Source organism: Niabella terrae (assembly GCF_054783135.1).
The window spans coordinates 211,719-231,660 of record NZ_BAAGRD010000005.1; the positions used below are offsets into that span (position 1 = coordinate 211,719).

Consider the following 19,942-nt stretch of genomic DNA (forward strand, 5'->3'; position numbering starts at 1 on the left):
AGTTGAAAAGATGATGAAGTTTATTAAGAAAAAGCGCTTCAGTCGGCTAGCTGCCTGTTTCTTCCCAGAATCCCATTTTAGAGAATTTTTCGATGCGCTGCGCTATGCGCTGCTGGGGATCAATATCCCGGATTTCCGCGAGACCCTTGATCAGTTGCTGTTTCAGATGTTCGGCAGCGGCTGCATAGCTCCATTGAGCGCCACCATCCGGTTCGGGAATAATTCCGTCAATCAGGCCAAAGGATTTCATCTTGTCGGCAGTCAGTTTCAGCTGTTCGGCAGCTTTCATCTTGAAATCCCAGCTGCGCCATAATATCGTACTGCAGTTTTCGGGAGAGATTACGGTATACCAGGTATTTTCCATCATGTAGACACGATCGCCCACACCGATACCCAGTGCACCGCCGCTGGCCCCTTCGCCGATAATTACACAGATTACCGGAACTTTCAGCCGCATCATTTCATAAATGTTCCGGGCAATGGCTTCCCCCTGTCCGCGTTCTTCTGCTTCGAGACCAGGATAGGCACCCGGCGTATCGATCAGCGTAATTACCGGTTTATTAAATTTTTCAGCCAGTTTCATAAGCCGCAGTGCCTTACGGTAACCTTCAGGATTGGCCATACCAAAATTACGCAACTGCCTTTTCTTGGTATTGGAGCCCTTCTGCTGGCCGATGATCATTACAGTCTGTCCGTCCAGAGATGCGAAACCGCCCACCATTGCTTTATCATCCTTGATATTGCGGTCGCCATAGAGTTCGACATAGTTTTCCGTCATCAGCTCGATATACTTATGGGTATAGGGGCGATCCGGATGTCGGCTCAATTGGACCCGTTGCCAGTCACTCAGATTATGAGTGATTGTTTTACGGGTTTCCTGTACTTTGGATTCCAGTTGTTTGATTTGTTCGCTGAGGTCAATTTCCGTTTTCTTCTGGCGTTCTTCAGTCAATTCAATCTCATCCAACAAATCTTTAATCGGCTTTTCAAAATCCAGGAACTGTCTGTTTTGAACTTCGGACATAATAAAAATAGCTTTTATGGAGCGGCTAAATTAATGATTATTTGTAGTGGCAAAAAGAATTATTTGCCGCCGGTACCTGATTCCGGTACGGCTTTGGGGGATTCGGGAAGGTTTACTGCCTGCAATTGTTCTTGGGATAGTTTTTTACCGGACCTGCCCGTTACCCTCCAGAATCCATTTTTCAGTGACCAGTTTTTCCAGGGCAAAGGGTCCCCGTGCGTGCAATTTTTGAGTCGAAATGCCTATTTCGGCGCCCAAACCGAATTCTTCTCCATCGGTGAACCGGGTAGAAGCGTTGGTATATACGGCAGCAGCATCGACTTCGTTGACGAATCGGCGCAATGCCTTTTTATCCTTGGAAACGATGGCTTCGGAGTGCCGGGTGGAATATTGAGCGATATGCTCCAGGGCCTGGTCAATGCCACTGACCGTTTTGATGGCGCATTTTAAAGAAAGAAATTCCCGTCCAAAATCCTCCTTACGGGCTTTTTTCAGATGCGGATAGCCTTTCAGGGTTTTAAAGGCGGCGCCGTCGGCATAAATCTCTACCTGATATTCCGCCAGTTTCGGGGCCAGTTTCGTTAAAAAAGGCCCGGCAATGCTTTTATCTACCAGAATGGCATCGGCGGCATTACAAACCGAGGGCCGGCTGACTTTGGCATTGACGGCTATAGCGACAGCCTGCTCCAGATCTGCCTTGCCTTCCACATATATATGGCATACACCGGCACCGGTTTCGATGACCGGAACCCGACTGTTCTGACGTACAAAATTGATCAGCCCTTCCGAACCTCGAGGAATAAGTACATCGATATAACGTGTCGCAGAAAAAAGTTCCTGCACCAGCTCCCTGCGGGCCGGTAGCAGGGTAACCGTGGCCGCATCCAGCCCTGCTTCCCGCAGGGCCTGCTGAATTAATTTTACCGATACCTGATTGGTATGATCCGCATCGGCACTTCCTTTCAATACACAGGCATTACGGCTGCGCAGACATAGCGCGGCAATATCAAACGTCACGTTGGGCCGGCTCTCATAAATGGCACCTACTACACCCAGTGGCACGGCGACTTTGCGCAGCTTTATGCCATTGGGCAAAGTTCTGCTGGCCAGGGTCTGTCCGGCGGGGTCTGGCAGACCGGCAATATTTTTAATAGCCCGGGCGATGGACCTGAGTCTTTGCGGGTTCAGCATTAGCCGGTCATTTCGGGGGTCCTCCGGATCCTTGGTCGCAAGATCTTTCTGATTGGCTTTCAGAATCAACTGCTCTTTTTCGACAATCAGGGCCGCGATGCGCCGCAGCAGGGCTTTCAGCTGCCGGTCAGAAAATTGCTGTAATTTGATTTTTGCTTTATTGGCTTTGATAAGGCTTTTCTCTACGGAGGTCATAATTTAGTTGTTCAATTAACCAGTTGATATTTTGCAAATTATTAAAAATACCGGAATCGCCCCGCTTTTAGAGTAAGACGATATCATTGGCATGGGCCGCCAGTACATTTTTGGTTTTCAGCTGCTTTTTCATTTCTATGTGGCTGAGTTTGGTTTTAGCCACGCCGATAATCTGATCCTGATCTGTTTTCAATTGCACTACTTCACCGGCGGAGAAGCGTCCGTCCAGGCCGCTGATACCTACAGTTAAAAGGCTTTTACGTTCACTTACTGCCTTAACGGCACCTTTGTCAAGGGTGATACTTCCCAGGGTAATCGAACCGCTGGCCAGCCATTTCTGACGGTGCTTCAGGTTGGACTTATGCGCCACAAAGCGGGAACCGGATATGTTTTTCAAAGCATCGATAAGGGGCGTTTCCGATTTGAGGCCACACATGATGACATGGATACCAAGATTCGTAGCCAGCCGCGTGAATGTAAGTTTGGAAAGCATGCCGCCCAGGCCAAATTCCGATTTCTCTCCTTTCCTGACCAGGGCCAGGATATCGGTATCAATTGATTCGATTCGAGGGACAATTTTTTTATGCTCGTCCAGGAAACCACCTACCGAAGTACATAAAATCAGGGTTTCCGCATCGAAAGCGATGGCCAGCAGGGTAGCCAGTTCGTCATTATCGGAGAATTTCAGTTCCTGATCGCTGATCACATCGTTTTCATTAACAACGGGGATCACATGATGGGACCAGAAGGTTTTAAAGGTGTCCCGAAGTTGCAGAAACTGTTTGCGATTACTGAAATGCGCCCGCTCACAAAGGGCCTGAGCTACCGTGAATCCGGACCGCTGAAAATACTGGCGGTACAGTTGGATCAACATCGGATTGCCAATGGCCGCCGCTACTTTTCGTTGCAGCAGGGTCCCTTTATAATCCCGGACAAATTTCTTGCCGCTACTCACGGCACCGCTGCTGACCAGCACTACTTTATAGTCCCTGCTTAGCCGACTGATATCGGCGACGATCTTTTTAATGACGGCCCTGTTGATGTTTCCGTTGGCATTGGTAATGACAGCGGAACCCAGCTTTATGACCAAAACCTTTTGCCCCATATTACTAAAAATGAAGGCAAAGGTACTATTCGAAGGGAATATGGCGTTGCGTCGGGATTTTACTTTGGGAATTGGCCGCTTACCGGGTCAGCCCCGCCTGTTCCAGGAGTTGTTCCAGAACATAAAAAGTGATGGGACAAAACTCACTGTTTTTTAGGGTGATGGCAGTGCGCTTGATCAGCACGTCTTCGTCCGTATAAGGAAACCGGGCACAGTCCGACGGCCGCTGTTCGTAAATCGAGCAACTGTTATCGCCGTTCAGGAAAGGACAGGGCGAGGATTTTACCACAAAATCTCCGTCTTCGTCGACCCTCAGGTACCGGTCGATAAAAACACTTTCCTTCATGTTCAGGAACCGCGCAATTCTGCGGATGTCCGTTGTCTTGAACCGGGGTGAGTAGTTTTTACAGCAGCGCGCACATTCCAGGCAATCAACCCGCGCATAGGCCGCTGTGCTAAGTGACGGTAATTGTTTCAGCATCTTATTCTTATCGGCCCGTTTCAGGAGCTGCTGATAGTTTTTACGATGATTCTTTGATTTCTGCTCCCAGTTATTAAGGATATCCTTGCCCATAATTCTTCTGCAAAAATACGGGTATTGGCAGCCAATATTAAAGGATAGTTAATAGCCATACCCCTAAGAAAACCCTGAGGGCCCTGCAGTTATGCACAAGTTATGAGTGCTCAATCGAATGCACAACGAATGCTCAAAAAATAATTTTACCTTTGCGCATCCTTAAATAAGGGCGCTTTGGTATAAACATTCCACTTTTCAACTATGAATATCTTCGAATTACAGTCTAAAGAATTTGCCGGAAGGCATATCGGGCCTGATGCACCGGAAACTGCCAGAATGTTGCAGGAAATTGAATATGGTTCTGCAGATGAACTGGTGTCAAAAACCGTTCCTGCGGGCATCCGAATGAAAGAGAATCTGATGATTCCGCGCGCGATGAGTGAACATGAGTACCTGCGGCATATTAAGCAGATATCGCTTAAAAATCAGATATTTAAGAATTATATCGGACAGGGGTATTACGGAACCATTACCCCCTCTGTCATATTGCGGAACGTGTTCGAAAATCCGGGTTGGTACACCCAGTACACTCCTTATCAGGCGGAAATTTCCCAGGGACGTCTGGAAAGTCTCCTGAATTTCCAGACACTGGTCAGTGACCTGACAGCCCTGCCGCTCGCGAATGCTTCCCTGCTTGATGAAGCTACGGCTGCTGCAGAGGCCATGGGCATGTTTTTCCATACGAAGAATAAATCCGGACAGGTTTCCCGTCCCCGGTTTTTTGTCGATAAGGAGATTTTTCCTCAGACCAAAGAAGTCATCTATACCCGGGCTAAACCTTTTGGTATCGATATCGTGGAAGGTGATTACCGGAATTTCAGCCCGGATGAGACTTATTTTGGAGCGCTGGTACAATACCCCGATAATCTGGGTAGTATTGAAGATTACCGCAATTTTATCAGCCAGTTGCATCAGGTTGACGCCGCTGTGGTGATGGCTACCGACCTGCTGGCATTGACCCTGCTGACGCCACCCGGAGAACTGGGCGCTGACGTCGCCGTAGGATCTGCGCAGCGTTTCGGTGTGCCACTGGGATTCGGTGGACCTCATGCCGCCTTTTTTGCCTGCAAGGAAGAATTTAAACGGGATCTGCCGGGACGAATTATTGGTATCAGTATTGATGCACTGGGCAACCGTGCCCTCCGCATGGCTTTACAGACCCGGGAGCAGCATATCAAAAGAGAAAAAGCAACTTCCAATATCTGTACGGCTCAGGCACTACTGGCCAATATGGCGGCAATGTATGCCGTGTACCATGGTCCTGTGGGACTGAAGCTGATCGCCCGCCGGATTGCCATATTCACCCAGACGGTAGCAACTGAAATAGAGAAACGTGGTTTTGAGCTGGTGACCGACAATTTCTTTGATACGCTGGTGGTCCGGGCAGGCGATGTGGAAGCCATCCGTCAGAAAGCAGAGGCACAGAAGATTAATTTCCGCTATTTAGCGGAAGGATTGATTGGCATTTCACTGGATGAGACTGTAATCGTAGAGGATCTTTTTGATATCATCAATTGTTTTGAAAACGATAGCAATCCCGTAAGTTTTGAAATTGCGGAAGAAGCGACGCTTGATCGAATCCCCGACAATCTGCAAAGGAATTCAGACTATCTGACCCATGCGGTTTTTAACAGCTATCACAGTGAAAGTCAGATGATGCGTTATATTAAATCGCTGGAGAATAAGGACCTTTCACTGAATACTTCGATGATTTCTCTGGGCAGCTGTACGATGAAACTCAATGCAGCGACGCAGATGATGCCCTTGAGCTGGACCCACTGGGCGGCGATACATCCATTTGTTCCTGCGGCGCAAGCCGGGGGGTACTACGAACTAATTGAACAATTGGGCCGGCATCTTTGTACGATTACGGCACTGGATGCCTGCAGTATGCAGCCCAATAGTGGCGCCCAGGGCGAGTATGCCGGGTTATTGACCATTAAGGCTTATCATGAGGCGCAGGGTAATCCACATCGGAATGTAATGCTGATTCCTATTTCAGCACATGGTACCAATCCGGCGTCTGCCGTGATGGCCGGTATGAAAGTCGTAGTAGTCAAGGCGCTGGAGAATGGATATATAGATGTGGAGGACCTGAAAGAAAAGGCAGCCGCCCATCACGACGTTCTGGCGGGTATCATGATTACCTATCCGAGTACCTACGGTGTCTATGAAGAAACCGTTACAGAGATTATCCGTATTGTTCATGAATTCGGAGGACAGGTATATATGGACGGTGCCAATATGAATGCCCAGGTCGGACTGACCGCACCCGGAATTATCGGCGCGGATGTATGTCACCTGAACCTGCACAAAACTTTTGCTATCCCGCATGGTGGTGGCGGACCTGGTATGGGGCCCATCTGTGTGAAAGCGCATCTGGCAGCCTTCCTGCCGGGACATGTTACCCGGCCATCCGGTCCTGCGGTAGCGGCAAATGGGCTGGTAGCCCTGAACAGCGACCGAAAGGGTGGTTCTGTATCAGCTGCACCTTTCGGGTCGGCCTCCATTCTGTTGATCTCCTATGCCTATATACGAATGCTGGGCGCAGAAGGCCTGAAATCGGCTACCGAATATGCTATTCTGAATGCCAATTATATGCGATCCCGCTTAAGCCGCTACTTTGATATACTGTATACCAACAATAACGGTCTCTGTGCCCACGAATTCATTGTGGATCTGCGGCCTTTCAAAAAATCAGCCGGTATAGAAGCGGAAGATATTGCCAAACGGCTGATGGACTACGGATTCCACGCACCAACCATGAGCTTTCCGGTACCGGGGACAATAATGGTGGAGCCGACGGAGAGTGAGGACAAAGGGGAGCTCGACCGGTTTTGTGATGCGCTGATTCAGATAAGGGAAGAGATTCGTGCGATCGAAGAAGGTCGCATAGACAGCAAAGACAATCCGCTGAAGCATGCACCGCATACCCAACAAATGGTTATTGCAGAAAACTGGGAACACCCCTATAGCCGTCAGGAAGCCGCTTTCCCGCTGCATTTTGTGACTTTGAATAAATTCTGGCCTTCAGTAGCCCGGGTAAATAATACGGCAGGTGACAGAAATCTGATATGCACCTGTACACCTACGGAACTCTATGCGGAAGCCTGAGGAAGTAAATTAGGAAGTTATATATTGGTCAAAGGGTGTTTTCAGGGATAATTGAAAACACCCTTTTCCATGAGACTTGGTACGGATAATCCGAAACCGGGGAAGAACTTACCTGAACAACAACGAAGCGATCAGCAGGGTAAAAATGATATTGAAGAGCTGGGCGATCAAAAAGGCAAATACCGGTTTCCGGTTTTTTACGCCAATCAGGTCCCTGAAATTCGTTTCCAGGCCTATGGAGGTAAACGCGAGCGCAAACCAAAGCAACTGAATGTTTTTCAACGGCCCTTTAACAGCTGTCACAGTTTCAGGTGAGAGCATAAAAGAGAACAGCAGTGAAGCGGCTACAAACCCGATGACGAACTTGGGAAAGCGGCTCCAGATTACTTTCAAACCGGGTTTTTCTTCTGCAGTGAGCTGATCACCTTTCTTACTGTAAGACCAGTAGACCGAAATGGCGAAAGCAGCAATGCCGAGCAGTACATTCTGAGAGAATTTAACAATAGTGCTGACTTTCAGGGCGGTGTCGCCCACCAGCGTTCCCGAAGCTACTACCGCACCCGTGGTGTCGATTGTTCCACCCAGCCAGGCGCCGGTAACGGCTTCCGTCAGGCCCATATATTTAGCCAGGTAGGGCATGAAAATCATCATCGGAACGGCTGTAATGAGTACGAGAGAAACAATCAGCGACAGCTTTTTAGAATCCCCCTTAATGGCACCCGAGGTAGCAATGGCAGCCGATACGCCACAAATGGATACGGCGCTGGAAAGCATCAAACTCATTTCCTTGTCGACTTTCATTTTACGGCAGAGCCAATAGGCAAAATACCATACCGCCAATACGACGGCCAGCGCCTGTATCAGACCCAGTCCGCCGGCTTTCAGTATATCGGAGAAAATCACCCTCGTTCCCAGAATCACCAATCCGATTTTTACAAAAAATTCCGAAGCGCCCGGCTCTTTCAGCCAGTGCGGAAGCTTGAAAAGGTTGCCGATCAACAGACCGATGGCCAAACAGAATATGACGGTCTCCATATTTAACACCTGCACGCCCTTTTGTTCGCCGATCAGGGTGGCAATGATCGTTAATACATAAATGATCGGAAAGGCCCTTAGAATGTCCCTGAGTGGTTTGCCCGTGATCCAGGCCCCCAGTATGGCGATCAGGAACACATAGAAAAACTGCATGACAATGAGTTGCAGGTTATGGCTGCTCAATACATTTTCTCTCAGTGCTGTCAATGAATTCCAGACATATTCCGGAGGGGTAATAACCAGACCGGCCAGCGAGGTGACGATTACAATAAATCCCAGGATGACTACTGTCCAGTCTTCTCCAATTAGTAATTTCTTTGTTTGCATGTACAATAAGGCTTAGGCCTTAAAGATAATCATTTGTCCGAATTGCAGAAACCTGAAATCAGGTTCATAGATTATACCGGCATTAAATCCCGGCGATGGGACTGTCCCATAAGGTTGACGATTTCACCCAAATGATTTAAAACTATGTTTAATATACTAATTAAAATGGATTATCATATTAAAGAAAAGCTTGAAAGTCTAAAAAAGCGATCACCACTTTTTTGCCTCAGCATTCCGATCACCTCGATTACATTTACCCTATGCCGCGAGAAAGTTAATCCAGCCACTGAGGCTGACGCCATGCAGCCCGAACCATTAATATTTAACCGGTTCGTTGTAATCTTTGGCATACGCACGGCTAAAGTCCAATGGTCTGACGGTGGCGGCTACATATTCGATACCGCCCCAGATATGTTTTAAATAAGTAGGGTCTGAATAGTCCTTTTTGTCGTGACCCAGGGTGGTACACCAGGTAATGCCGCCGTCAAAATTATGATACCAGGCACTGGGGAAATATTTCGCAAAAGGAGTGGAGAACCTTTTCAGAAGCTGGCTTTGTTTTGCATCGGTAGTATCGATGGTGGAAAAATCGTTGACCATCAGTGCAACGGGTCCGGGATAGAGTTCCTTGGCAAAATAACACTCATCAGATTTTTCCCAAACAGGTGCCGTACCCTTCATTGAAGGATGTTTGGTGTCAATTACCCTAACCGTAAAAGTCTGGAAACGGGCATGCCAGGAGAAAGTGCCACCCAACAACATTTTAAACCAATCCCAGTGACGTTCCGTCCCGGTAACAGAATGGATTCCTACAAAGCCGCCCCCTGCTTCAATATACCGGCGGAATGCCAGTCGCTGCGCCGCGTTGTCAAATACGTCATTATTGGTGCTGGTAAATATCAACATGGTATATTTTTTCAAACGCTCCTCGGTCATGATAGAAGGATCAGATGAACTGTCTACCTGAAAACCATATTGTTTTCCAAAATTTAAAATAGCCTGAGCGGCAAAAGGAATATTATCGTGTACATATCCCTTACCGTTCTTTTTATAAATCAGCACACGGACATTTTTCCAGTTCACCGACTGCGCATGCAGCGGGGTATATACAATCGCAAACAGCACGATTATCATTATCATTTTTCGCATCATAGTTGAATTTTTCTGAGTAGCCATTTCGATTAATTTTTAATTACCTGGACCCGTGGAGGGTGGGCAAAACCCTGCCAGGCCTGTTCGGCCTGTTCTTTAGACAGGCTGTCATTGAAAACAAGAAAGCGATATTTCAATAGATATGTTTTACCCGGTTCCAAAAGCCAGTCCTTATTTTTGGTTGGAGAAAAGTTCAGAAATACATCGCCGCGTCCATTCATCGATTCCGGCCAGATTCGCAGTGGTTCCGGATGGTTATAATTGGAAGGGTAACTCATCATCTCCAATCCCCCATAGTCATTGCCCAGACTGCCCTGTGCGATACACCATCTGGCGGTGCTGCCATCAGCATCTTTGCGGGTTTTTCCTTCGGAAGTCAGGGTACTGCTGTTTTCTTTATTCCAGGCTTCAGTGGCCCTGATGCCCAATCCGCCATAACGGTATTCCAGCAGCCGAACCGGACTGGACGAGGCGCAACTGAGTTGTACGGTAATATCCATCAGGTAATATTTATCAGTACCCGGATTGTAAATTCTTACCGTCTGTAATTCATCGATCGCTATTTTTTTGGTATGATCTTTTTTAAAGGCCACGTGCTCATGTAGGGCACTGTAACCGGCAAAGACATCACCTGAATTTATTGACGCGAAGCCGGCGAACCTGACGGTGCCTTTCCGGTCCCGGAGGTTCCAGAAATCGAGGGTGTCATTTTCAAATAACACATGGGTCCAGGGATTCCACATACCCCAATGGTGATAGTGATCCGGCGCATTGATTCGGGTCAGTGCCTGACCCGAAGGTGTATTCAGGGGATGTATAAACCCACTGCGTTTATAAGCCGTATCAATACCAGCCGGCGGATATACCGTTTTAAAATTGTAAGTCAGGAGATTCCGGTCCTGCCCGTCGCTGATGATCAGGGTTCCGTTTTCCACCTGGCTTTGCATTTCTTTATGGGAGGAAGCGGATTTTCGACGGATCAATTGATAGGTTCGTCTGGTCGCAGGGGAAGGGGTGACCAGCCAGTGGAGTATCCGGGTGGAACCTGCTTCGATCTGAATGGGTACCGGAATTTGTCGGCCTGCTTTGAGTTCTACGAGTGCCAGTACACTGTCCGGCAGAAAGCTGATCGCATTCAGGTCCGTCTGTACGGGGAGGGGCAGGGTTTCCTTGCCAGAGGTCTCCAGCTGCAGTTTTGCAAGCGGCTGGGCATTCATTGTTATGCACAGCAACAGGCAAATAACAGTGTAATATGCTGATATTCTATTTTTTATGGGCAGCTTCATGTTCCTCATTTATCTTTATTTCGGGTTCTTTTTTGCCAGTTCAAGGGCTGAAGTGGTAATAAAATACTTGGTTAGCATATTCGGTACTTCCCAGGCAGGCAGCTGGCCTGCTTTCAGGTAGCGCAGATAGGCTTCAGTAACCTGACCAAAATGAGCCTCATGACCGGTATTGTATTGGTCGGGTACTACAGCCTGCCAGCCTTTATCGTTTTTCTTTATTTCCACACCCGGATACTGGGCCTGGATAGTTTTAAGCGCTTCATTGAGGTCCTTTTCGAACCCAATATCCTTTTTATTGACAGGCTCTATATACAATACGGGTTTATATTGTTCTTCCTTGCCCTGACGAATGATCAGGTTGGCACGACTGCCCCTCATAATAGAATAATGCGTATCTCCGGTTCCCTCCGGCGCCTGATAGTTCCAGGTTACTGATACTTTGGCGTGTACGCCGCGAAGTTGGTAGTTGATTTCACCATTACAGAATACTCCCAGTGTGCTGTCATTGATCAGGCTGGATTTCAGGTAATCGGGAAAACTGTTTTGCTTGGTAATGGCGGAAAACTGACTCAGGGTCATCGGTGTCGCCCAATGTCGGGCACTGATTAATGCAACGTCTTTGTTGTAATCCAGTGTCTGTTCCGGAAAGCATTCCCACTGTACCAGGTCCACCAGATGCGTCGTTACATCAACAATGCCTTCGCCCTGCTGGGATACATCCATAAACCAGGCCGGTCTTTCCAGTACATTACCGGAAACGTATTTATAAAAATGATGAACACTTTCCTTAGTTACTGCGGGATTTTCGGGACTTCCTTTTTCCAGTTCGCCAAAAACTGCGGGAATCTGAGAGAATGCTTTTTGCAGTACGGTATTGATTTCATAACGCTCGGTCATTATATCATACAACAATACATTCTTCTCTGCAGCTTTGTCAAACGCTGTTTTCAGTAGCTCAAAACCCGCCTGGTCGATCGCCATCGGTTTATCCGCCAGAACATTCATTCCCGCTTCCAGGGTTTTATAAATGTATTCAGTCTTTTTCTGGTTGTTGCCTGCCATGACTACGACATTTCCTTTTTTCTCAGCGATCATTTTCTGGAAAAAATCGTCACCGCGGTATACATGTTCCGCCCAGTGTGTCGGATCCTCAGCCCGGCTATTGAATGCATTAATCCGGCCCAGGTGTAAGTCCAGATCCGGTCCTTCCGGGGCATATACATAAACATTACTGTCTACATCAGGATAACTTGTTTTCTGAACCAGTGCGGCATGAAAATGACCCGGGTCCAGCGTGACCAGCGTAATAGCTGATTGCGGGTCTTTTGTGTCAGGGTTGCTATTGCAGGCGATCATACATCCTGTAAGGGCTAAAAGTGTTATATTTTTAATCATCATTTGAATTTAACGGGCAACATAATTGGTGCCATAAGGAGGCCGTTGCGGACGGCTGAGTAGTTTATTGGCTTCGATATTGTCTTTGAACATTTCTTTTTTGGGATCCCAGTACAATTTGGTACCCAGTTTCATGGCTGTAAAAGCCACCAGGCAGGCGCTGCAACTACGGTGCGCAATTTCTGCCGGACTGATCGTGGTTTTTTTATTTTGGATGCAATCCAGCCAGTTGCCATGTTGTTCCGGGCTCTCATACAGGTGGATTTCCGAGGGCTGGATGATAGAAGTCAGAATCTTTGGATTGCTGGCGTTGAACGCTTTGTTCTGGGATTCATTGCCGCTGGTAGGGTCGGTAGCCGTAACGCCCACATTTCCCCGGGATACGAAAATCCAGCCTTCTGATCCGACAAATTTCACGCCGTTTGGATTCTTGCTGTTGATAAACATCGTTGTCCCGTTGGCGTATTTGGCGGTAACTTCATAGTCGCCGTGCACATTCCAGAGGCCGGTGGTAGGGAAGGAGGCTTTACCACTAACTTCGATGGGGCCGGTAAGTTCAGTACCCATACCCCAATGAGCTATATCGATATGGTGAACGCCCCAACCGGTAATCATGCCGGCTCCGAATTGCTCTTGCCTTAACCAGCCGGGGCGGGAACCTACTTCCGTTGGATGATGTACCCGGTCCTGGGTATAGTAGATATAAGGAGTGGACCCCAGCCACATATCATAATTAAGGCTGGCTGGGATAGGCATTTCTGCGGTATTGCCACCGGGCGGATCTGCCGGCAGACCCACATGAACTTCCTTAAGTTTCCCGATACGTCCATTTCTTACGAGTTCACAGGCTTTTTTAAACTGCGGCCAGGGTTTCATGGATCGTTGTTGGCTGCCGAGCTGAAATGTTACACCGGATTTTTTTACCGTATCAGCCATGGAACGTCCTTCTTCAATTGTCAGCGAAGTGGGTTTCTGCAGATAAATATGTTTGCCTGCCAGTGCGGCTTCCATGGCTGGTTGCGCATGCCAGTGGTCGGGAGTAGAGATGATGACGGCATCAATGTCCTTATTGTTGAGCAGCTCATGGTAATCGTCATAACAGGTAACGTCGATATACTTGTCATTACCGGTTTTTTTGGTATACCAGCTTTCAATCAGTTGTTTGCCATGCTGCTGACGGTATCGGTCCACATCAGCTATAGCAACCAACCGGGCCTTATCATATTTGAAAGTTTCCGGCAGGTCATGGGTTGTCGCAATACGTCCGCATCCAATCTGACCGATATTAATTTTATTACTGGGCGCATTGCGTCCAAATACGCTGGCCGGTACAATGGTGGGAACCCCCTGCAACACAAGTGCGCCCGCAGACAGCTTTAAAGAACTCTTAATAAATTTTCTACGGCTTTTACCGGTTTTTTTTGTTTTCATGACAATCGTCTTTATAAATTTTAGGCTTATGCGCTTTAATGAATCTCTCAGGATTTTCTAAGATACACTTTAGAACGGTAAATTTTCTTTTTAACCTGATTCGGATGTATTACAACGTTTGAAATAATAATATTTTTATGGGGGATCCCGGCTTGCTTTATGTAATGGGAAAAAAACTACTATTCAAAACTATTTATCATATAATCCGGTATTTCCAGCCTGTAGTCGCTGAAGCAAATGTTCCACAAGGGCGGGCTGCTCGGCTGCCATATTTTTTGTTTCCAGTGGATCGGACACATAATCGTAAAGTTCAATTCTGGGACTGGCCTGGCGATAGTATTGGGTGATCCGGTACCTGCGCGTGCGCATCGTAATACCCTGATTAAAATAGCTGTATGCCACCCGGTCCTCCGAATGATCGGCTTGTCTCAGGGACTTCAGAAATGAATGCCCGTCCAACGGATAAGGCTGAGGCAGGTCCAGCAAATCCAGCAAAGTGGGATAAATATCCACCGTTTGAACCACCGTGCCTGTCGCCCGCCCCGGGTCCTTCATGCCCGGAATCTTGATAATTAAAGGACTTCGCAGGGCATATTCAGAAAGGGTATGTTTGCCCCAGACGCGTTCCTCACCAAGGTGCCAGCCATGATCGCCCCAAAGGATGACAATGGTATTTTTGTCCATGCCTTCTGATTTGAGTGCGGCGATCAGTTTGCCGACCTGCGCATCTGAATAACTGACTGCCGCCATATAAGCGTGTTTAAGCCGTCTGGCATAGCTGTCAGATAGTTTGTGGTTCAGTGAAACCGTTTCTTCGGACAATTTGTATTGGTTAAACTCAACACTATTATGAAGACTGGCTTTATTGATTCCCAAAGGAAGGTCTGGGTTTTCAGCTGTTTTTATCTGATCTTCATCATACAGGTCCCAGTATTTTTTAGGTGCATTGAAGGGCAGGTGAGGCTTAAGAAAGCCCACTGCCATAAAAAAAGGCTGGCCGCGCTTTATGACACGCTTTAGTTCCCGGATCGCCAGGTCTGCGGTAAGCCCATCCGGGTATCCTTTGTCGGAGACATCAGCGGCTTCGTAAGGTTGAACGCGATTATGCAAACTTTGCCGGTTTTCCCCTGAGGCGTAACCAAAGAAAGCATTCCAGCCGGTACCCCATTTACCGGGGTCGAACAACATTTTATCCCAACTATGCGGTAGTTCCATGCTATCGGATACTTTCTGGGTGTAACCATAGACCCTGCCGTCGGGTGCATGACTGATTTTACCAATACCGATGGTCTGATAGCCCTGCTGACGGAAATAAGCAATCATGGATTCGGGTTGATATTTCCAATTGCCGCGTGCGGTCGTTTTTTCGAAAACTGCATTGGAAAGGGCGTCCTTGTTTGCCGGAAATTTACCAGTGAGCAATGAAAATCTGGATGGTCCACATGTGGGAACAGTGACATAGTGGTGCATGAAAAGACGACCTGTCGCTGCTAAATGATCTATATTAGGTGTGATCATAGCTGACTGACCGTAGCAATGTAGTTCGGGCCTTAGATCATCGATAGCAATAAAGAGGATATTTGGCGGATTAGCCGGACGGTTTGTCTGGGCCACAGACCGGGTATAACAAAAGCCTGTCAGTAGCAGGATGGAGAGACAGCATTGCAGGCCGCAACATTGGTATTTGAATCTGGTGATCATTTGGGAGTGGATTTTTGGACCCGGGTTGTTGGTGGCCCCTGATAAGATTTTTTCATGCCTCCGAAATCCAATACGATTTTCTGTAATACAATACCCGGATCACCGCATTTTATATGCAGGCTGTGTTTTCCTGGTTTATCAATATAGAGTGTGGATTTGTTAATAGCTGCATTTCTGAGTACATGATCCTGCCAGTCCTGGGTATATTCTCCGGCTGAAGACGAGGGAAGGGCTACTGCTCCCTCATCTATGGAAACTGCATAGCGGGTCTGCAGGGTACCTTGCTCGTGGAATCCGAAATCCCGATCAGAACTAAGTGGAAAAGTCGGTAATACATAAGTGTATACATCCACCAGGCCCCGGTTGAAACAGTAGAAATCATAAGAAACGCCCGGAGCATTATTGTCCCTGGGATTCTGGACCGCCGCTACCGGACTACCCAGCATCAATGCCTGGCGCTCATATCCCAGGTTATTAATCAACTGCATTTTTACCGCCTCGTTCTCCTTTTTGCGGTGGAATCCGGCTGCATCAATGGAAATAACGCCATTATCTTCTATATATAGTCCCTCCAGTTCACTTTCTTTAGGCAGTGGAGGATTATAAGCGGTCACCGATATGATCTCCGTTTTGTCTTTAGTTTTTATTCGGATCCATCCTGAAGCGTTTTCATTTGCGGGAACCTGATCCCAGTCAATGCTGACCGTGATTTTCTCATTTTCGCCGAACTGCCCCTTATTTTTTGAAATCCGGATCCAGCTGGCAGAAGTCTCAAGCTGCCAGGAGATGGTTCCCATTCCTAAATTGAACAGTTCGATAAAGTAGCCTCGGTCCAGGTACCGGTTGAAAGTGGGCAATGCCATCGGTCCAGAAGCGCCTTTTAATAGTGGCTGCCCTTCCACTGCAACACCCAACCGGGGTGTATTCGCAACGGTGATGGAATCCAGTTTGGGCAGTTCGAAATAAGATGCTGTGACACCCTGTCGTATGGATAGCATTCTTTTCCATTTACCGTTATTCAAATCATTGTATTGATAAGATATCTTATATAATGTGTCATAATAGTGTTTTACCGAATCAATCAGCATATTGGCATCATTTCTTCGCTGAAACGCGTGCAGGCGTTGCCGTTGGGCCGTCAGCCATTTTTTATTCATCAGTTCAGCGCCTTTTACAGGATAGTAAAGCAGTTGGAAAAAGGCAGCCTTCTGTTCCTCGGGAAGTTCCCGATAAATTTTTTCAACCTCGCTGCCGATTTCAGAATATGCTTCCCATCTGTTTGATGCTTCCCTGTAGTTGACAAAAGAGAATTCAGTATCTGTATATCTTTCACGTGGATATTTAAAGCTGTTCCATTCAGAACCCCAGCCCATGTATTCGGGCTTGCGGATAAAGGAAAGATGCTGGTAATTGCGGGTTATCTTTTTAAACTGCTCCAGATATTGTTCACCAAAGGAAGCGCTCAGCCAGTTGGCCTGGAAATCCGCGATATTCTGATAGTTAAATCGTGGCAGGGCATAAGCCATTTCCAGAAAAAGACTGACCGCAAATTCACAGGATTTGATATCACCGGCATTTAAAAGCCAGAGCCGGTCGGCACCTGTTTTATAAGCCTTATTTAGTTCCTCGTACATCAACGCCGGCGCGTTTGAAGAGATCCACAGATAATCATGCGGAATGCCCAGATAGGAAGCATGATAATAAACGCCGGAACCTCCGGCCCGCTTTTGCTCCTGGCTGTTGCTGAGTTGTTTCATGTAACCGTAATTGTCATCTGGCCAGACCAGGATAACATCATCAGGCAAATCCAGACCTTGCCTGTATAATTCCAGCACTTCCTTATAAGGCGTAAAAGCCTGGGGGATGGACGCGATGGGTGAATCAATATATTTTTTCAGGATATTGCGTTGGTCCTTCAGGGCCTGGTTGACCAGATGGACCCTTTGCTTAAGGGTGTAATTTCCGGTCATTGCCTTGTCGTGTAATCCTCTTAGCGCAAGTGTATATACGTTTTCAAAGCGACTGTTTTCTTTTACCCGTTGATCCAGCACCTTAAGGATACCTTCCTTATTGGTCATATAATTCCATTCTCCCATTGTTTTTTTGTCCCATTCACTGGCATTATTGAATAGCAGGGGTTCTGTATGCACACTGCCCATTACGATGCCAAATGAATCTGCAACCAGTTTGTTTTTCAAATATTTATTAAAAGCGCCGCTGGCCTCGTGCATTGCCGGGCATAAATAATTGGCTTTTAACCTGAGCAGGAGCTCAAATACCTTGGCGTAGGTTTTGGGACCAATATCTTTAAGCTGCGGGTCGAAAGTATGTTTTGCCCATGGCAGCAAACCCCAATCCTCATCATTGATAAAGATCCCCCGGTATTTTACAGAAGGTGCCGGAGATAAGAAGTTTTTTACATCTACAAATAGATCTTTTCTTTTGGGTACAGGCAGGTCTGCCCACCAGTACCAGGGGGAAACGCCCAGCTGCTCTGATATAGAGAACAGACCATAAGCTACAGCCCGGCGGTCGCTGCCTGCGATGACCAATGCCTGGTCGATACCAGGAAAGGGGTCTTGTAACAGAAAAATGCCATAGCGTTCCCATTGGTTCTTCAGCACTTCTGTTTGAATTTTTCCTGCTGCTGCCAGTTTTCGTATCCATTGATTGCCGCTCAGGGTGCCAGCGATGACTGCAGTTCCAGACCTGGGCAGTTTGTTTTTGATAAGGGGCAGCGTGCCGGTAATCAATCGAATGTCGTTGGCAAAGAGACGGGCGGCTGTGGAAACAGAAATTGGATCGGATGCATCAATCAGGATTTCCGCAGTTTTGAGATTCAGGCCAGATTCTTTATTGTTGGCTGCCAGTCGAACCTGCCCGGAGGCAGTTTGACAGCCGATTAGTAATAGCGTAATATATAAAAGTAATTTCTGCTGCATATATTTTTTAAAAGGAGGTCTCCAAAAAGACACGGATTGTTGGCGCTTTTGTTTTGCTAACAATCAGGCTTCAAATTTAACTGCTAACGATCTTATATGGAGCGACCCGACGCCTTCTTTCTAAAAACCTGTTGATTCGTGTACGGTCAGGCTGATCCAAACCGTCCAAATACCGGACGGAGGACACAAAACGAAACCACAGATCCTAGAATGACAGGACGCGGGTTTTGGTCTGATAGTAAGCGATATCAGCCTCCCCCAAACGACCGCGCTGAACCCGTTATCTACCTGGATTCAAATTAATTACTCGAATTTAAACGCACCTATTTCCGCCAGACAGACATTCATGGAGGAGCCGTAGTCATCCAGTACCCGCATCATAAAATACCGGGTTGATATCGGTGTTGACAATGGCAGATAATCCTGAAAGGAAACGGTATTGGTTAAAATATACGAGCCTAAAAGTACCCAGGAGTCATCCTCATTGGTCTCACTGGTGTATATTTCAACGGTTCTGACAAGATTGGTTTTCTCTTTGCGCTGAATTGTAGTGAATCCCTGTATATCTGACACGATAGCCCCCATGTCTACTTTAACCCAATGAGGATAATCTGTCTGCGGTGAGATCGAGTTTACCCAGTAAGTACTCAGGTCGTCATCCAGTAAATATTCTGGTGGACGGTACCGGCTGCCGGAACGCTGGTCGAAGCTCGAACCAATAATTGACCACCCGGCTCTGGACACCGGTGTTCTTTCTACCTGTTTGCCAACAATAACCGAGTCAAGGGCTGTGTAGAATGTATCAATAGATTTTCGTTCAGGCAGATAGATGGTACGGTAGTGGATGATACCGCCATTGAAATCGTATAGGAAACTGTTTTGTATCGAATCTCCTATGATGGCTGAATGCGCTACCCCTTGTTTATCCGTATAACTAATTTCTGTTCCAATTATGCTCGTATCGGGCAATCCTCCCCAATCGATCTGTAAAGTGTCTTTTCCCAGATAGTATGCGGTGTCGAGCGGGCGGGATAGAAGGGAGGCAGCATAATTATCGCCGTAGACTCTTGCTACGACTTCCTTACTCAAAGAAAGTTTTCCTGATACATCACTGGAGAAAACTTCGAATACATATTCTCCTTCCGCCATGTCTGTTAATACGATCCGAACTGTATCTGTTTCCGGACTTATGGCTACTTTAGCAGAATCTGATCGGTTGTTCCAGTAGATGACACCACCTTTGACTTTCGCATCGGTGGGTTTTCGCCAGGTCAATTGTATTCTTTTATATCCCGGATGGACATATACTGAATCAGGGATACCCACATATTTTATAGGTCCATCACCCAAAAACTCTTTATAGCTGTCATTCATTTTTGAGCATCCTGTCGCCAGCAATAAAGTCAGCAACGCCACTGTTAGCTGCAGCAATGATTTATTATTGAATCGTATTTTTTTCATAATATT

Annotated in this window: 13 protein-coding genes; 1 reads left to right on the forward strand and 12 read right to left on the reverse strand. The window is 47.2% G+C overall.

The genetic code is table 11. From position 1 onward, the window contains the following. Positions 1 to 46: 46 nt before the first annotated feature. The 4 genes from ACYVI9_RS06815 to ACYVI9_RS06830 all read right to left on the reverse strand — a co-directional run bounded on the left by ACYVI9_RS06815 (position 47) and on the right by ACYVI9_RS06830 (position 4,089). Positions 47 to 1,024, reverse strand: a complete 978-nt coding sequence (locus ACYVI9_RS06815) for an acetyl-CoA carboxylase carboxyltransferase subunit alpha (protein WP_460762422.1) — start codon at positions 1,022 to 1,024, stop codon at positions 47 to 49. A 144-nt stretch (positions 1,025 to 1,168) separates the two neighbouring features. Continuing rightward, positions 1,169 to 2,410: a glutamate-5-semialdehyde dehydrogenase gene (locus tag ACYVI9_RS06820; RefSeq protein ID WP_460762425.1), complete on the reverse strand. Its 1,242-nt coding sequence runs from the start codon at positions 2,408 to 2,410 to the stop codon at positions 1,169 to 1,171. A 67-nt stretch (positions 2,411 to 2,477) separates the two neighbouring features. Further along, on the reverse strand, positions 2,478 to 3,515 hold the full coding sequence (gene proB, locus ACYVI9_RS06825) for a glutamate 5-kinase (RefSeq protein WP_460762428.1): 1,038 nt from the start codon (positions 3,513 to 3,515) through the stop codon (positions 2,478 to 2,480). A 79-nt stretch (positions 3,516 to 3,594) separates the two neighbouring features. Further along, complete coding sequence (locus ACYVI9_RS06830; protein WP_460762431.1) at positions 3,595 to 4,089, reverse strand: YkgJ family cysteine cluster protein; 495 nt, start codon at positions 4,087 to 4,089, stop codon at positions 3,595 to 3,597. Positions 4,090 to 4,293: 204 nt separating this feature from the next. Between ACYVI9_RS06830 and gcvP the strand changes: the two genes are divergently transcribed. Continuing rightward, a complete protein-coding gene (gcvP, locus tag ACYVI9_RS06835; RefSeq protein ID WP_460762434.1) occupies positions 4,294 to 7,206 on the forward strand; it encodes an aminomethyl-transferring glycine dehydrogenase in 2,913 nt (970 codons plus the stop codon). 108 nt (positions 7,207 to 7,314) lie between these two features. On the opposite strand, the gene ACYVI9_RS06840 is transcribed toward gcvP, so the two are convergent. The 8 genes from ACYVI9_RS06840 to ACYVI9_RS06875 form a co-directional block, all read right to left on the reverse strand. Beyond that, a complete protein-coding gene (locus ACYVI9_RS06840) occupies positions 7,315 to 8,568 on the reverse strand; it encodes a YeiH family protein (protein ID WP_460762436.1) in 1,254 nt (417 codons plus the stop codon). A gap of 315 nt (positions 8,569 to 8,883) precedes the next feature. Continuing rightward, entirely contained in the window at positions 8,884 to 9,720 is an 837-nt protein-coding gene (locus ACYVI9_RS06845) for a ThuA domain-containing protein (protein WP_460762439.1), read from the reverse strand. A gap of 29 nt (positions 9,721 to 9,749) precedes the next feature. Then, on the reverse strand, positions 9,750 to 10,937 hold the full coding sequence (locus ACYVI9_RS06850; RefSeq protein ID WP_460762442.1) for a DUF6807 domain-containing protein: 1,188 nt from the start codon (positions 10,935 to 10,937) through the stop codon (positions 9,750 to 9,752). An 84-nt stretch (positions 10,938 to 11,021) separates the two neighbouring features. After that, positions 11,022 to 12,401, reverse strand: a complete 1,380-nt coding sequence (locus ACYVI9_RS06855) for a putative oxidoreductase C-terminal domain-containing protein (protein ID WP_460762445.1) — start codon at positions 12,399 to 12,401, stop codon at positions 11,022 to 11,024. Between the two features lie 9 nt (positions 12,402 to 12,410). Further along, positions 12,411 to 13,832 carry a Gfo/Idh/MocA family protein gene (locus ACYVI9_RS06860; protein ID WP_460762448.1) on the reverse strand — a complete coding sequence of 474 codons (1,422 nt, stop codon included), beginning with the start codon at positions 13,830 to 13,832 and terminating at the stop codon, positions 12,411 to 12,413. A 189-nt stretch (positions 13,833 to 14,021) separates the two neighbouring features. Further along, the gene (locus ACYVI9_RS06865; RefSeq protein ID WP_460762450.1) at positions 14,022 to 15,533 is read right to left on the reverse strand and encodes a sulfatase; all 1,512 of its coding nucleotides are present in this window, start codon (positions 15,531 to 15,533) and stop codon (positions 14,022 to 14,024) included. Continuing rightward, positions 15,530 to 18,475: a glycosyl hydrolase 115 family protein gene (locus ACYVI9_RS06870; protein ID WP_460762453.1), complete on the reverse strand. Its 2,946-nt coding sequence runs from the start codon at positions 18,473 to 18,475 to the stop codon at positions 15,530 to 15,532. Before ACYVI9_RS06870 ends, ACYVI9_RS06865 begins: the two co-directional genes overlap by 4 nt. Before the next feature lie 303 nt (positions 18,476 to 18,778). Beyond that, positions 18,779 to 19,936 carry a DUF4998 domain-containing protein gene (locus ACYVI9_RS06875; protein ID WP_460762456.1) on the reverse strand — a complete coding sequence of 386 codons (1,158 nt, stop codon included), beginning with the start codon at positions 19,934 to 19,936 and terminating at the stop codon, positions 18,779 to 18,781. Positions 19,937 to 19,942: the final 6 nt, after the last annotated feature.

Bases quoted from the DNA above. Each gene is read 5' to 3' on its own strand.
- ACYVI9_RS06815 (WP_460762422.1), bottom strand. From the start codon at position 1,024: ATGTCCGAAGTTCAAAACAGACAGTTCCTGGATTTTGAAAAGCCGATT.
- ACYVI9_RS06820 (WP_460762425.1), bottom strand. From the start codon at position 2,410: ATGACCTCCGTAGAGAAAAGCCTTATCAAAGCCAATAAAGCAAAAATC.
- proB (WP_460762428.1), bottom strand. From the start codon at position 3,515: ATGGGGCAAAAGGTTTTGGTCATAAAGCTGGGTTCCGCTGTCATTACC.
- ACYVI9_RS06830 (WP_460762431.1), bottom strand. From the start codon at position 4,089: ATGGGCAAGGATATCCTTAATAACTGGGAGCAGAAATCAAAGAATCAT.
- gcvP (WP_460762434.1), top strand. From the start codon at position 4,294: ATGAATATCTTCGAATTACAGTCTAAAGAATTTGCCGGAAGGCATATC.
- ACYVI9_RS06840 (WP_460762436.1), bottom strand. From the start codon at position 8,568: ATGCAAACAAAGAAATTACTAATTGGAGAAGACTGGACAGTAGTCATC.
- ACYVI9_RS06845 (WP_460762439.1), bottom strand. From the start codon at position 9,720: ATGATGCGAAAAATGATAATGATAATCGTGCTGTTTGCGATTGTATAT.
- ACYVI9_RS06850 (WP_460762442.1), bottom strand. From the start codon at position 10,937: ATGAATGCCCAGCCGCTTGCAAAACTGCAGCTGGAGACCTCTGGCAAG.
- ACYVI9_RS06855 (WP_460762445.1), bottom strand. From the start codon at position 12,401: ATGATTAAAAATATAACACTTTTAGCCCTTACAGGATGTATGATCGCC.
- ACYVI9_RS06860 (WP_460762448.1), bottom strand. From the start codon at position 13,832: ATGAAAACAAAAAAAACCGGTAAAAGCCGTAGAAAATTTATTAAGAGT.
- ACYVI9_RS06865 (WP_460762450.1), bottom strand. From the start codon at position 15,533: ATGATCACCAGATTCAAATACCAATGTTGCGGCCTGCAATGCTGTCTC.
- ACYVI9_RS06870 (WP_460762453.1), bottom strand. From the start codon at position 18,475: ATGCAGCAGAAATTACTTTTATATATTACGCTATTACTAATCGGCTGT.
- ACYVI9_RS06875 (WP_460762456.1), bottom strand. From the start codon at position 19,936: ATGAAAAAAATACGATTCAATAATAAATCATTGCTGCAGCTAACAGTG.